Genomic DNA, 14,750 nt, shown 5'->3' on the forward strand with positions numbered 1-14,750 from the left:
TCACATACCCGTTGAGTAACTGGAAAATAACGCGCAACTATAGTGCTTTTTAGACCGAGAAAAAAATACTCTTCGGTCATGCGTTAGAACAAAAGGTTATGAATAAAAGTGTAAGTAAATAGGGCTGCTACCGGTCGGCGCAGCGAATACAGTCTGAGTATAAATGCTAAAAAGGCACAGGGGCTGTAAAAGTCATGCTAGCACCGCTGGTTGGATGGGTTATTTGAAGCCACTCGGCGTGGAGCTGCAACCTTGAAGCAGCGGCCAAAGCGGAGCCTGTGGCGTAAAGCCTATCACCTAAAATAGCATGGCCTAAAGACAACATATGGACACGCAGCTGATGTGAGCGCCCAGTGATAGGCGTGAGTTTTACTCGAGTTGCCGCATCTTCGTAGGCAATGACTTCATAATGGGTCAGTGATGGTTTACCGGTTTCATGACACACCATTTGTTTCGGGCGGTTAGGCCAGTCGCAAATAAGCGGTAAATCAACAGATCCTGTGGCTGGTGCTAAACGGCCCGCTACTCGAGCCACGTAGCCCTTTTTAGTTAAGCGGTCTTGAAACTGAATACTCAAGTCGCGGTGTGCCTGTTTGTGCATGGCCAGGCAAAGTACTCCTGACGTGGCCATATCTAAGCGATGTACTATTTTAGCATTAGGATAGACGTAATTGACGCGTGCAATGGCGCTGTCCCAATGCTTGGGGTCTTTACCGGGGACGGTTAATAAGCCACTGGGCTTGTTGAGCACTAAGATGTCCTCATCTTGGTAAAGAATATCAAGGTAAGGGTCGCTTGGGGGGGCGTAATTCAGTAACACAACGGGCCTCGTCAAAATAGAACCACGGCATTGTAACTCAATGCCGTGTTACAGGGTAGGCAATCAACAATGGCAGCATTGACTGCTGCCGCGGTTTTAATTATTGGTTTGATACCACAATCAAACGTATGGCATCCAACTTCAACTGCGCTTTTTCAATGTGTGTGGTGAGTTGCTCGCGCTGTTTATCAAACACCTGAATTTCTTCATCACGAATATTCGGGTTGATTGCTTTTAATGCTTGTAAACGCACTTGCTCATCGCCAAGCTGTTTTTGCATGTTGCTTAAGGCTTGGTTTTTGATGTCTTCAAGGGTTGCTTGTGCCAACTCATCGGCGCTGCTGATCAATGGATGAATGGCAGTTTGTAAGGCATTAACAAGTTTACTTGCTGTTTGCCTACCCACAGCTGATAGCTGCTGGTTGAAAGCATCAAACGCGACGTTGTCGGCCAAGTTATTACCGCCTTTATCCATGAGCACACGAATTGGCGTTGGTGGTAAAAAGCGACCCATTTGCAACGCTTTCGGCGCCGAGGTTTCAGCAACAAAAATAAGCTCAACAAAGAAGGTACCCACTGGCAACTTATTGTTTTTTAATAATGCCACCGAGGCACAACCAAAATCATCGTTGCAGATCATATCGAACACCCCACTGACCATAGGATGATCCCAACTAATAAATTGGGCATCTTCTTGTGATAACGCAGTATGGCGGTCGAAGGTCACTGTGATCCCTTCGTCTTTTAAACCTGGGAAAGAGGGATTGAGCATGTGCTCTGTGGGTTTGAGAATAATGGTATTCTCGCCCTTGTCTTCTTGATTGACACCAAAGATATCAAAGACATTGATCATGTAACCCGGTAACACCACATCGTTATCAAGGGCTTCTATTTCAGCGGCAATATGCTCTGACTTGCCGTGGCCACTGGAGTGCAGCTCTAGTAGGCGGTCACGACCTTGTTCCATTTTCTGACGCAGCCGTTTATTCTCTACCGCAGCTTGCTGTAATAAAGGCTCTAACGCTTCTTCATCACAATTATGCTGGGCGATCAGCTCCAATAGTTCATCAGCAAAAGATTGATACAATAACTGACCTGTGGTGCTGGTATTTTCAAACGCATCTAGGCCCTCGTGGTACCAACGTAATAACACTTCCTGAGCCGTACTTTCAAAGTAAGGAACATGAATATTAATATCATGTTGTTGCCCGATGCGGTCTAAACGACCAATACGTTGTTCTAATAAATCCGGATTAAGCGGTAAATCAAACAACACTAAGTGATGAGAAAACTGAAAGTTACGGCCCTCTGAGCCGATTTCAGAACACAGCAATACTTGCGCGCTGTCAAACTCATCGGCAAAGAAGGCGGCGGCACGGTCGCGCTCAATAATAGACATGCCTTCGTGGAATACAGCCGCTTTTATTGCCTCTCGCTCCCTCAGAGTTTGCTCCAAGCTAATAGCGGTTTCTGCTTTGGCACAGATGAGTAACACTTTTTCTTGCTTTAACTCTTTGAGTTTTGCGATGAGCCACTCAACTCGTGGGTCAAACTGAGTCCAGCCACTGCCTTCGCCTTCAAACTCTTGGAAGATTTTTTCAGGGAATAGGGCCCTTACTGCACTGTACTCTGGGCTTTGGATGCCACCAATATTGCCCATTACCGACATCGCCGTTTTGTATTGCTTAGGCAAGGCCACAGGGTATGAATGTAGATGACGGCTAGGGTAACCGCTAATGCCACTGCGGCTGTTTCTAAATAAAATGCGCCCAGTACCATGGCGGTCCAGTAGCATCGACAAAATTTCCTGCTTGGCTTGCTCGTTGCCAGCTTGTGCCGCGGCCAAAATGGCACTGATGTCAGTTTCTTTTAATAGCTCAATTAAGGTTTGCTCAGCCTCAGCATCAAGTTTTTTATCTTGTAATAAGTGATTGGCGGCTTCCGCGACTTCTTTATAGTGGCTTTCCTCTTCGACAAAGACATCGTAGTCATAAAAGCGGTCGGGGTCGAGTAACTGTAAGCGCGCAAAATGGCTACGGTGTCCTAACTGATCTGGTGTTGCGGTCAGTAGGATCAAACCAGGAATATCCTGAGAAAGCTCAGCAATGCGCTGATACTCAGTACTCGCTTGCGTCTCGGTTACCGTTAGGTGGTGGGCTTCATCGACAATCAACAAGTCCCAATCAGCTAAGGTGGCTTGTTCAAACCAGCGTCGCTTCTTAGTTATAAACTCCAAGCTAACTAATACCAGTTGCTCGGTTTCAAAGACATTTTCGGCATCGGCGTAGGCTTCACTGCAGCGCTCTTCATCAAAAATAGAAAAGGCCAAGTTAAAGCGTCGCAACATTTCTACCAGCCACTGGTGTTGCAAGCTTTCTGGCACCACAATTAGCACACGGTTAGCACGACCAGATAACACTTGCTGGTGCAGGATCATGCCTGCTTCAATGGTTTTACCTAAGCCCACTTCGTCAGAAAGCAGCACTCTCGGTGCAAAGCGTTTACCTACTTCATCGGCAATATAAAGTTGGTGTGGGATTAAGCTGGCGCGCTGACCCACTAACCCTTTAAGGTGTGATTGCTCTTTAGCAAATTGATGCTGCCAAGTTTGGTAACGCAGCGTGTAACGATCAAAGCGGTCAACTTGACCGGCGAACAAGCGGTCTTGTGGCTTGTTGAATTTAATAAAGTGGTCCAAGAACGTTTCTTTAAATGACGCTGGCTCACCAGTGTCGACGCGAGTGCCGTGGTAGCAAAACAGGCCATTTTGCTCTTCGATGTCAGCCACCTCTAGCTCCCATTCCTCAACGTGGCGAATGGTATCTCCTGGGTTGAACACAACCCGAGTAACAGGTGCCTCTTGAGCTGAATAAACACGGTTTTCTCCGCTTGCGGGGAATAAAATAGTGACCTGACGCCCTTCAAGCGCCACGATGGTTCCCAATCCTAAATCTGATTCCGTATCGCTGATCCAGCGTTGGCCTAAGGAAAAGTTCATGGTTGTCTCGTCTAAGCAGAAAAAAGGCGGCTATGTTACCTATTCACGTGGCTTTGTTCAACTTAAAACCGTGCGCTGTTAATACCTCTATTAGGGTGCTGCAATTGGTTTTAAGCCTTTTGGCATGAAGCAGAGCAACTAGTTGTTTTTTATGGAATTGCAAGTCAATTTTTCTACTGTCATAAAAGCGACTTTTGTGACAAATAGACTAAACTTAGACTGTATCCACGAGCAACAAAGTAACCGCGTTGTTCATTGGGTATAGCATAATAATCTGTAAACAACAGGAATGCGCTATGGTAAAACAAGACCAAGACCATAAAGTGTACGTGCTAGATACCAACGTACTGCTCCATGAACCACTCGCTTATCTCTCCTTCCAAGAACATGATGTTGTCGTCCCCATGACCGTCCTTGAAGAGCTTGATCACATTAAAGACCGTAAGCGTGATGTTAGTCGAGATGCCAGAGTGGCCATTCGCGGACTTGATGATGTGCTGCGAGATGCCACACCAGAACAAATGCTAGAGGGGGTAGCGCTACCGACGTTAAAGTTAGAGAGCCATCGTACACCCAGTTCGGGTAAGTTGATCATCGTCAATGATCACCTCTTTCCAGATTCCATTTCGGGGTTGCCTGGGGACGAAAATGATCATCGTATCATTAATAGTGCGGTTCATTTGCAAACTCAATATAGTGATAAAAAGGTGGTGTTGGTCACCAAAGACATTAATATGCGCCTTAAGGCCAAAGGGGCGGGGTTGAAGTATGTAGAAGACTATCGCACCGATCAGTTAATCGATGACATTGCTCTTCTCACCAGTGGTTTTAAGAAAGTCCCCGGTGATTTTTGGCAGCACGTTGGCGAATGTCAGTCGCAACAAGAAGGCCGCTATACCATTCATGATGTACCTAAGTCCCTAGTGCCAGATGTTTTTAGTAACGAATATTTGATTGATGATACCGAACATTTTGCCGCTCGAGTGGTAGGCTACGACGACCAGCATATTCGTTTAAAAGACCTCGGTGTTGAGCGCTTAATGCATCGTCAGGCGTGGGGGGTTAAGCCAAAGAACATCAACCAAGGCATGGCATTAGATGCGCTGTTAGATACCGACATTGAGCTGGTGATCCTGACCGGTCCGGCAGGGTGTGGTAAAACCCTATTAGCACTGGCCAGTGCCCTTGAAATGATCATTGAAAAGGGAATTTATGACAAGGTCATTGTCACCCGCAATACCCCTGAAATTGCTGAGAGCATCGGTTTTTTACCGGGGACAGAGGAAGAGAAAATGGCCCCTTGGTTGGCGGCCATTACCGATACCCTCGAAGTGCTGCATAAACACGATGAAAGTCCTGTTACCAGTCGCAATTACATCATGGAAAAGGCCAACGTCCAGTTTAAGTCGGTGAATTTTATGCGCGGCCGCAGTATTCAAAATGCCGTGGTGATTTTAGATGAAAGCCAAAACTTAACCGCATCGCAACTGAAGACCATTATTACCCGCTGTGGTGAAGGCACTAAGTTAATTTGTACCGGTAACTTGGCGCAAATAGACAGTAACTATTTAACCCCAGTGACCTCTGGTTTAACTTATATTGTTGAACGTTTTAAACATTTTGAAGGCAGTGCCACGATTAACTTAAATGGAGTCGTCAGAAGTAGGCTGGCAAGTTTTGCTGAAGAGAATTTATAACTTGCCTTGAATGAGTTGGCTCGTTACCCTTTATTTACAAATAGTAAAAAATGGGAACGAGCCACTTCATGGATGCGACAAAAGAGTTTTTACCGCTAAAAAGTTACCGCAAGGGCATTTTAGTCGCTGTTGTTATTCCTATTCTGTTGGTTCTTATACTCGCTTACCATCTCTATCAAATTAAATTAGAACAGCAATACAACATTCGCTTTGGTCAGTATGAGTACGTTAGTCAGCAACTTAAACAAGAGTTTTATGCTGCACATACGGTGCTAGATAGCATTGCTGTTAACCTAGCCAGACCCATTTCATTTCAACGGCCGCCCCATTGGCTGGACGATATTGAGCAGCACCCGCAACATTTTTATCACCAACTTCCGAGTAACGGGGGAGAGATTGTCGGTCAAGGTCAAGTCTCGGAAGCACTCTTCGCCACTAAGCAGTGGCAAACGGTACTTTCACTGAATACGGCTTTTGATGCCGCTTTAGCGCTGCAAGGTGGCTTGTATGCCATCGCTTATGTGAACGATCAGGGCTTTACCTTTGTTAAACGTCGCGATACCACCAGTAGTCATTTTATTTCCCAGCTAATACAGGGGCGCTTTAAGCCCGATTTTAGTCGTGGCGATATTGTGGTTGGCTCACCTGTAGAACTATTTGACCAGCAACTGTTTGCTCTAGGAAAGAAAATATCGTCTTTGGATGACAGTCATATTTTGATGATTTACAGCAGTAATATCATTGATTTATGGCTACAAAACATTGGCTCATTAGATGGTGTCATGGAGCTTAGAAACCAAAGTGGTGAACTGATCGCCGGCCAGGATTACCAGCACAATAACGACAATACTTTAAGTTCAGCAGTGCCATGGCAGCATGGCTTGCACTTTTTCGCCAAACCGGCAAAAGAACCCATCAGTTTGAACTACCATGAAAGCTACGCCCAGTTCGCTGCGCCCATTCAACGGGAAGTGTTGCTAGAGTTGGGGCTGTTGTTATTTTTTATTCTATTTACTTTTACCATGATAGTTTGGCTTAGTGGGCAAATTTTTGTGCGACCACTGAAGCATTTCGTCAATTACCTGTCGTTGCAAGAGCATGCACCGAAAAAGACTTTGGAATATCCCATTCCACAAGATTGGCAACCCTGGTTTGTGCAAGTGAAGCAAGTGGTGGAGCAAAAGTCGCGGTTGATGCAAGCGCTGAAAAAACACAATCAAGAATTAGATGACGAAGTAAAACGCAAACAACAAGCACTGAAGCAAAGCTATGAGGCAAAAGAGCGGCAGGCGGCCTTGCTAAATGCCGTACTCGATACCGTTCCTGATATCATTTATTTCAAAAACATTGATGGCTCATTTATTGGTTGTAATTTGGCTTTTGAGCAATTTATGGGGGTAAAAAAGGCCGAGCTTGTCGCCCGTACGCAACCTGAAGTCACCTCTGGGCTCAGCGTATTTTTGCAACAAGAGGCATTAATGGCAGAGCGTCAAGAACAAGTTGCGACTAACTTTGAGCTTGGCGCTCGAGCCTTTTATTTAACCACAACGCCACTAAAATCAGAAAATAATAAGCTGTTAGGGTGCTTGGGAGTGGCACGTGATGTCACAGCGGCACAAGACGCATACAATGCTTTGCGAGACTCGGAGGAGAACTTTAGAGCTGCGACAGAGTTTGCGCCGAATGGTGTTATTTTGGCTGCAATTGACGGCAAAATCTTGGAAATGAACAAGGCTGCTAAACGCTTTTTGTCACTGACTAAAGACTGCGGAGAGCGCCGACTAGATAGACTGTTTGATGAGCAAAACTGGCATGCTTTGCAAGCGATATTAACCGACTTACTGGGTGAGAAGAAAAAGGTAGCTAATTATACGGTGGCGCAATCGGGAGAGTATAACTGGCTACAGCTGAGTATTTCTTTGGTTTGGGATAACGACCAGCAGCCTAAATACTACGTTATGCATATCCAAAACATCACCAGTTTACTGTTGGCTAAGCAAGAGGCGGAGCGTGCGACACTGGCAAAAAGCCGCTTTATTGCCAATATTAGTCATGAAATTCGCACCCCCATTAACGCTATTTTGGGATTGGCGGATATGATCCAGAGTGACTCGCTGAGTAAGCTGCAGCAACAAAAGCTCACTCAGCTTTCTGGTGCCGCCACCGAGTTGCTGACCATGCTCAATAGTATTTTAGAATTTGCCAAGGTAGAGAGCCACCAGGGCACCATTGTCCATGAAACCTTTCAAACCAGCCAAGCACTCAATGCCATAGAGTCACTGATCAAACCCTTGTGTTTACAAAAAGGCTTAACCTTTGCAATGACAGTGGACCCTGAAGTTTGGCCTTACCTTTATAGTGATGAGGATAAAATTAAACAGATCTTAGTTAACTTACTGAGTAATGCCGTGAAATACACAGGCAAGGGGACCGTTGGTTTAACGATTACTCAGGTTAATGATGAAACGGCCAAGCAGACCCTTAAGTTTGCCGTATGGGACACCGGAGTGGGGATCAAAGCCGAGCAAATAGAGCACTTATTTGATGCCTTTACTCAGGGGGATGAAAGCTTTACTCGAAAACATGAAGGGATCGGCTTAGGGCTGGCCATTGTGAAACAAGAAGTGGCACTACTTGGCGGTGAAATTCAAGTAGACTCCACCCCAGAGCAGGGCAGCTGTTTCTATTTTGAGCTGCAACTGGATAAGGGCGCATGCCCATTAGTGGAGCCGAAAAAAGACGTGTTTTGTTTGCTCAGTGATGAGCCGCTTCCGAGCTATTTTACCGGTATTGCTGCCACTGTCTCGTTATCAGAGTGGCAACAACGACCGCGAAAATTAGAAAAGCCCATTTTGGTGGTGCCGCCATCATTGACTGAGCAAGTCGCCAACGCCAATTTAGCCAGCTCAGCCATTGTGCTTCATGGTGATAACGAGCTGCTTGAGCAGAGCAATAACATTGTGCTAAATCAAGCCGTGTTTTACCAAGCCGCTTATACTTGGTTAGCTGAATATGGTCATATGACGCAAGCGGCTGAGCAAGGGTGTGCTCAGGTTGCAGGGATTTTATGTTTAATTGTTGATGATAACCGACTTAATTTAGATATTAGTGAAAACATGCTGGCGCATAACGGCATTACTACGGTGGGGCTGTCTTCTGCCGAGCAACTGAATTCAGTGTGCGAGACACTGCAGCCCGATATTGTGTTAATGGATATTCACATGCCAGACATTGATGGCTATCAAGCGACACAGTTGTTACGTCAGCGCTGGACAGCACAGCAGCTCCCTATCATTGCTCTGACGGCCAATGTCAGCAAAGAAGAAAAAAATAAAGCCATGGAAGTGGGCATGAATGACTACTTAGTCAAACCCATTAATGGTGAACAGACATGCAAAGCGTTAGCAGCAGAATTAAGCGAAGAAGTCATCAACCTGGAGCCTTTTTTTGATTATGAATTTGCTTTGTCACAAATGATGCAAAATGAGCGCTTCTTACAAACAATGCTAGATAAGTTTGCTAAGCTTTGCCGAGAGTATCTAGATAAACTCGCTGCTGTGGAGCAGGGGGAAGCGCTATTCGAGTTGGCTCATGGCATTAAAGGAGCCGCAGCCGGGCTTGGCTTTAAACGCCTCGCAAAAGCCGCCAAAGACTTAGAATCACGCAGTAAAACACTAACAATAATAACGAGTCGCACAGAGCTTGCTGAACTAGAAAAGGCATTATCTCAAGTTATGTGCTTCATCGAGCTAAAAAAGGTAGCCGTTGAAGATGCAGCCAGTTGAAAATATCTTAATTATCGATGATGACCCAATCAACACTATGGTGTTAAAAAACACCTTAGGAGAAGACTATCAGCTTTGCTTTTCTACTGCTCAAGAGCTTGATCTTAGTATATTGCAGCAGCACAGTATTGATCTGGTGATATTAGGTGTGCTTATTACCGAGGGGGGTGGTTTTACTGTTCTTGAAACACTCAAAAAAGACCCGGTAACTTACAGTATTCCAGTGATTGTGATCTCCTCCAGTGTGAGTTTTAAAGATGAGGCTCGAGGCTTACAACTGGGTGCGGTTGATTATATTACGAAGCCATTTAACCCCTTAGTGATTAAAGCGCGAATTAAAAACCATCTGGCTATAAAAAAGAAAAATGACTTATTAGAAAAGCTCGCTGCCGTTGACGGTCTCACCGAACTGCCGAATCGCCGTTATCTTGATGAGCAGATGCACCTGGTTTTGCAACAGGCTAAAGCACAGCACCGTAGTTTTGCGGTGATGCTGGTGGAGGTGGATTATTTTAAGAAATACAATGAGCACTATGGCTATATGCAAGGTGATGAGTGCTTATTTAAAGTGGCTAGAGCTTTAGAGTATGAAGCGAAACAGTGGGATGTAACCATAGGCCGCTTTGATGGCACGCGGTTTGCGCTGGTGTTGTCTCATGTCGACGTCACAAAGTTAAAAGGCTTGGCGCAAGCGCTACAAGCTGCGGTAGCTGAGTTAGCGGTGCCACACCAAACTTCGCCGATTTGTGCCCATGTGAGTGTCAGTATTGGGGTTGTGCATGTAAATGAGCATGCGGGTCATACGCTGGAAAAGCTAGTTGCTACGGCGGACAGCGCGCTGGCAAAAGCACAAGCTCAACAGCTGCCATTGTTTATTGCTGCCCTTGAGCAAAATAGCGGGATGCTAAGTTAACTGGCACCCCGCAGCAGAGTGAGCTCTGTTATTTAATTTGAGCGAGGGCATTGTCGCCGTAGCCAATCAGTTTTTGGTTTTTAAATACTAGCGGCGTACATTCGTCTTTGGTTACTTTGCCATCTGAGTGCTTGCTATTTGTGGCGTAGTATAAAACCTGGTAACTGTCACCGTCTTTGCTTACCAGCTCAGTAAAGTTTGGTGTCTTAAACAGCTCTTTCACTGTTTTAAAGTCAGCGCCCACTTCAAGTTCAGAAATTTTCTCACGGTTTTGTTTTTGTTGATGCTGCCAGCTCGATGAGTTGTAGTCTGATGCCCAGCCATGATCAACCTCGCCATCAGACACAGCCACGATGCAACCTGATAGAAGTGTAGAGCTAAGCGCAGCGATGAGTAATACTTTTTTCATTGTTATTTCCTTTGTAAATGACCCACCCCATGAGTGGGGAAATGATTTCGTTAATGAGTTTACAGCAAATAGTTTGCCAAAAATTTAAATATTTTAAAAACAATGTGTTAGCCGTTTTGTTTGCTGGTTGAATTTATTTTCCCACTAACTATTAGCGAAATTCATCAACAAGTTGAGGAGTTTCGCTAATGTACTTTAGGCAACTCGGTTACGCTGCTCGCCTTGCTTAAACGCCCGAATATTAGCGGCAATTTCATTGACCAAGCGGATAATGGCTTCTTGGCTTGCCCAGGCGGTGTGCGGTGTTAATAGTAAATTGTCACCTTGATACTGCAGCAATGGATTGTCTGGCTGTGCCGGCTCTTGCGAAAGCACATCGACGGCGGCACCAGCGATTTGGCCTTGTTGTAATGCTTGTGCCAGATCGTATTCATTAATGATGCCACCGCGAGCGGTATTTATGATCACGGCGGACTCTGGAATAAGTGCTAAGGTGTCGGCTGCAATTAGGTCGTTGGTTTCACTGGTCAATGGACAGTGCACTGAAACAATATCAGCTTTAGCTAATGCTTGTGTAAACGCTTGGCGTCCAGAACGCACTTCAGTGGCCCCTTTGCGCTCTGCGATAATGACATTGGCACCAAAGGCGTCGGCAACGCGAGCAACGGCTTGACCCAGCGCACCATAGCCAACAATAACAAAATTTTTGTTATGTATTTCGGCAATGGGGTAATCTAAACGACAAAAGATATCGCTTTGCTGCCAGCGTCCCGCTTGGCAGTCTTGCTGGTAGCGGTGAATATTAGTAAGTAGGTTACCCAACATAGTAAAAGTATGCTGAACCACCGATGGCGTTGAGTACCCAGCAACATTGGTAACGGCAACTTGTTGCGCTTTGGCGGCATCCAAATCGACGTTATTGACGCCTGTCGCGGCCACACAAATTAGCTTAAGCTTGGCAAGTTGTGCTAATGACGTGGCATCTAGCTTAACCTTATTGGTAACAATCACTTCTGCGTGCTGACATCGTTCCAGCAGTTGCTCGCTGTTAGTCGTTTGATACACAGTGATCTCTCCAAGCTGAGAAAGTGCGCTAAGATCTGTGCCTGCTAGGGTTTTGGCATCGAGTACCACAATTTGCATTATACCTGTCCTTTACTTGACTTTAGAGTTAACTCTAAGGTTTATACTATCATCGTTGACTAAGATATTCTTGCCAAACCGGAGGTGTAAAGTGATTAAAATAGGTGAGTTGGCAAAACGCTTAGGCGTGTCTACCGATACTTTGCGGTATTATGAGGCCAATCAGTTATTACAGCCGCAAAGTCGAAGCGCTTCCGGTTATCGCTTGTATGACGAACAAAGTGAAAAACAGATGCGCTTTATTCTACGCGCTAAAGAGGTTGGCTTTAGCCTCAAAGAAATACAAGATTTACTTAAAATTCAATTTCAAAAACAACAGCACAGCTGTGAGGAAGTGAAAGCGTTGACAATTGCCAAGCGTGATCAAGTGAGAGCGCGGATTGCTGAGCTGACAAAGTTTGAACAATCACTGTCAACTCTGGCACAGCAATGCTGTGGTGGCGAAGAACCGGCGGTCAGCTGTTCCATTTTAACTGCCTTGGAGGCCCTTGATGAGTGAGTTATTGCTAAACTTCTGGCAACTTTTTTTAGTATCAGCACCTTGGTTATTACTGGGGTTAATATTGGCAGGGTTGCTCAATGTCTTTATTCCCAAAGATCTACTTCAGCGACACTTAGGACAAGAGGGGTTTTGGACCACAGTCAAGGCTGCCTTGATCGGCGCACCTATGCCATTGTGCTCTTGTGGAGTAATACCTGCCGCCGTTGGACTTAGGCGAGCTGGTGGCTCAAAAAGTGCCACTACGGCCTTTTTAGTCTCTACTCCTGAAACGGGAGTCGACTCGATATCGGTTTCTTATGTTCTGCTGGGACCATTTATGGCGGTTATCCGGCCCATCGCTGCAATATGCAGCGCAATTACCGCTGGGGTATTAGTCGGTAGAGAAAAGCAGCCTACACCGCCTTCAGCAGCTGTGGAGCCGCAAGTAAGTTGCTGCGCTGGTGGCGCTGCTGTACCACAAGCCAGCTCGTGTTGCGATACCAAGACCACAGCGCAGGCGGCGTCCAGTGGTATTGAGGCAACGGCGAGTGACACCGCCTCATGCTGTGCAACGCAAAGCCAAGCAGCGGTGTCCTGTGGCAGCAGTAGTGATACAGCGAGCCAAAGCAGCTGCTGCGAAAGTAAAAGCCCCAGTGAAGCCAACGGCCTCATTACGAAACTCACTGCGGCGATTAAGTTTAGCTGTAATAAGCTGCTATCCGACACGGCGGTGTGGTTGTTAATCGGTTTATTCTTTGCCGCTTTGGTGCAAACCTTTGTACCCGAGTCATTTTTATCGCAATGGGGCAGTGGCATTCTGGCGATGACCGCGATGATCCTCATTAGTATTCCGATGTACATCTGCGCTACGGCCTCAACTCCCATCGCGGCAGGCTTGTTGCTAGCAGGGGTATCCCCTGGCGCCGTGCTGGTATTTATGTTGGCAGGACCAGCTACCAATATTGCAACCATTGGCGTTGTTGGTAAAGAGTTGGGACAACGAGCAGTGTTGGCTTACTTAACCGGTGTGATTGCCGTCGCAGTGCTGTTTGGTTTTATCACCGACTTCCTAGTGGAACGCTTTGGTTTTGTGGTGACGCCCATGATTGGGGAAGAGCATCAACTCTTGCCTGCGTGGTTGACGTTAGTCATGGGGCTGTTACTGGCGGCATTGCTATTGCGCTTGGCTATACTCAATTTAGGTAAAGTTGTTAGAAGATAATGAATTATGGTACTTTCTTGGTACCATCAACAGGCTTCTGCTAAGCATTTTATATTCCAAGATTGTCGCTCATTTAGGTGGTCAGAGCTGAAATGCTTAGCGCGACGTTATTTTGCGCGATAGAATGCCTGCCAGTATTCAATAATCCGACAATTTGAGAAGTAAGAGTGGATAAGTACGCTGATATAAGACCCTATAATGATGATGAAGTTGCACCGGCATTAGCTCGCTTAATGGCTGATAATCAGTTTATTGATGTCATTGCCAAATACAATCTCCCAAAGTGGTTGAGTACTTGGCCTGCCATTGCACGTCCGCTGGTGAGAATGAAGCTCAAGAAGAAGTGGGGTGAGGTATCAACTATCGAGCAAGTACAACAGGAAGTTGCCCACTACTTACAGATCCTGATTGATAAAACCACCAGCAAAGTGACTTATTCTGGTTTAGAGACGCTCGACTCGGACACTTCTTATTTGTTTATCTCAAACCACCGCGATATTGTCCTTGACCCTGCTTTAGTAAATTGGGGACTGCACCAGCAGGATATGCGCACGGTACGTATCGCCATTGGTGATAACTTGTTACAAGTGCCCTATATCACAGAGCTAATGCGTCTCAATAAAAGCTTTATTGTGAAGCGCTCGGCAAAGGCACCGAAAGAAATGTTAAAAGCCCTTAGCCAGCTCTCTGCATATATTTATGATTCGCTATCTGAAGGGAATTCAATTTGGATTGCGCAAAAAGAAGGGCGTGCCAAAGACGGTGTAGACCAAACCGATCCTGCACTATTAAAAATGTTGCAACTGCATGGCCGCAAACAGAAGCTGGATTTTGCTCAGTACATTAAGCAGTTGAAGATAGTGCCAGTGGCCATTTCGTATCAATACGAACCCTGTGCCATCTCTAAAGCGAAAGAGCTTTACCATAAAAAACAGTTTGGTGAATACGTTAAGGCCGAAGGTGAAGACATTGCCAGTATTGTTGAGGGCTTTAGCAGTGACAAGGGCCATGTCCATGTGGCTTTTGGCGATCCCATTAGCGCTGATGTAGCCAATCCTGACGAGTTGGCCGAAGTGATCGATAAACAAATTTTAGCACTGTACTATTTGCACTCCACCAACCACCTTGCTGCAGGAGATGACGAGCAAGTTAGCCCTAAAGATAAAGCCGACTTTATCTCTAAGTTGGAGTCAGTGCCAGAAGAGCTGCAACAGCTGGTTCTTAGTATGTATGCTGAACCACTTCGTCGTAAAGGAACATCATAACCCCCCCCTTTGCTGGC

The 14,750-nt window shown here is 45.9% G+C and carries 10 protein-coding genes; 6 read left to right on the forward strand and 4 right to left on the reverse strand.

Translation table 11 applies throughout. The features are described 5' to 3' along the window. Positions 1-166: 166 nt before the first annotated feature. Together rluA and rapA are read right to left on the reverse strand one after the other, a co-directional pair. A complete protein-coding gene (rluA, locus tag R3P39_RS17315) occupies positions 167-820 on the reverse strand; it encodes a bifunctional tRNA pseudouridine(32) synthase/23S rRNA pseudouridine(746) synthase RluA (protein ID WP_336569349.1) in 654 nt (217 codons plus the stop codon). Positions 821-920: 100 nt separating this feature from the next. Next, positions 921-3,818 (reverse strand): RNA polymerase-associated protein RapA, encoded by a 2,898-nt coding sequence (gene rapA, locus R3P39_RS17320; protein ID WP_336569014.1) that lies wholly within the window; start codon positions 3,816-3,818, stop codon positions 921-923. A gap of 296 nt (positions 3,819-4,114) precedes the next feature. Between rapA and R3P39_RS17325 the strand changes: the two genes are divergently transcribed. The 3 genes from R3P39_RS17325 (at position 4,115) to R3P39_RS17335 (ending at position 10,213) form a co-directional block, all read left to right on the forward strand. After that, on the forward strand, positions 4,115-5,515 hold the full coding sequence (locus tag R3P39_RS17325; RefSeq protein WP_336569016.1) for a PhoH family protein: 1,401 nt from the start codon (positions 4,115-4,117) through the stop codon (positions 5,513-5,515). A 68-nt stretch (positions 5,516-5,583) separates the two neighbouring features. Then, the gene (locus R3P39_RS17330) at positions 5,584-9,300 is read left to right on the forward strand and encodes a PAS domain-containing sensor histidine kinase (RefSeq protein WP_336569017.1); all 3,717 of its coding nucleotides are present in this window, start codon (positions 5,584-5,586) and stop codon (positions 9,298-9,300) included. Continuing rightward, positions 9,287-10,213 carry a diguanylate cyclase domain-containing protein gene (locus R3P39_RS17335; RefSeq protein WP_336569018.1) on the forward strand — a complete coding sequence of 309 codons (927 nt, stop codon included), beginning with the start codon at positions 9,287-9,289 and terminating at the stop codon, positions 10,211-10,213. The genes R3P39_RS17330 and R3P39_RS17335 overlap by 14 nt, the downstream gene beginning before the upstream one ends. Before the next feature lie 28 nt (positions 10,214-10,241). Here the strand turns inward: R3P39_RS17335 and R3P39_RS17340 are convergent, their stop codons facing one another. Next, a complete protein-coding gene (locus R3P39_RS17340; RefSeq protein WP_336569020.1) occupies positions 10,242-10,622 on the reverse strand; it encodes a DUF3192 domain-containing protein in 381 nt (126 codons plus the stop codon). Positions 10,623-10,817: 195 nt separating this feature from the next. After that, on the reverse strand, positions 10,818-11,765 hold the full coding sequence (locus R3P39_RS17345) for a D-2-hydroxyacid dehydrogenase (protein WP_336569022.1): 948 nt from the start codon (positions 11,763-11,765) through the stop codon (positions 10,818-10,820). A gap of 91 nt (positions 11,766-11,856) precedes the next feature. Between R3P39_RS17345 and zntR the strand changes: the two genes are divergently transcribed. From zntR to R3P39_RS17360, 3 genes are all read left to right on the forward strand, one after another. Beyond that, positions 11,857-12,264 (forward strand): Zn(2+)-responsive transcriptional regulator, encoded by a 408-nt coding sequence (gene zntR / locus R3P39_RS17350; protein WP_336569024.1) that lies wholly within the window; start codon positions 11,857-11,859, stop codon positions 12,262-12,264. Further along, positions 12,257-13,468 carry an SO_0444 family Cu/Zn efflux transporter gene (locus R3P39_RS17355; protein ID WP_336569025.1) on the forward strand — a complete coding sequence of 404 codons (1,212 nt, stop codon included), beginning with the start codon at positions 12,257-12,259 and terminating at the stop codon, positions 13,466-13,468. Before zntR ends, R3P39_RS17355 begins: the two co-directional genes overlap by 8 nt. A 167-nt stretch (positions 13,469-13,635) precedes the next feature. Continuing rightward, positions 13,636-14,733, forward strand: a complete 1,098-nt coding sequence (locus R3P39_RS17360) for a lysophospholipid acyltransferase family protein (protein WP_336569026.1) — start codon at positions 13,636-13,638, stop codon at positions 14,731-14,733. Positions 14,734-14,750 lie beyond the last annotated feature (17 nt).

This window comes from Pseudoalteromonas sp. UG3-2, assembly GCF_037120705.1.
In the GTDB taxonomy this organism is placed as follows: domain Bacteria; phylum Pseudomonadota; class Gammaproteobacteria; order Enterobacterales; family Alteromonadaceae; genus Pseudoalteromonas.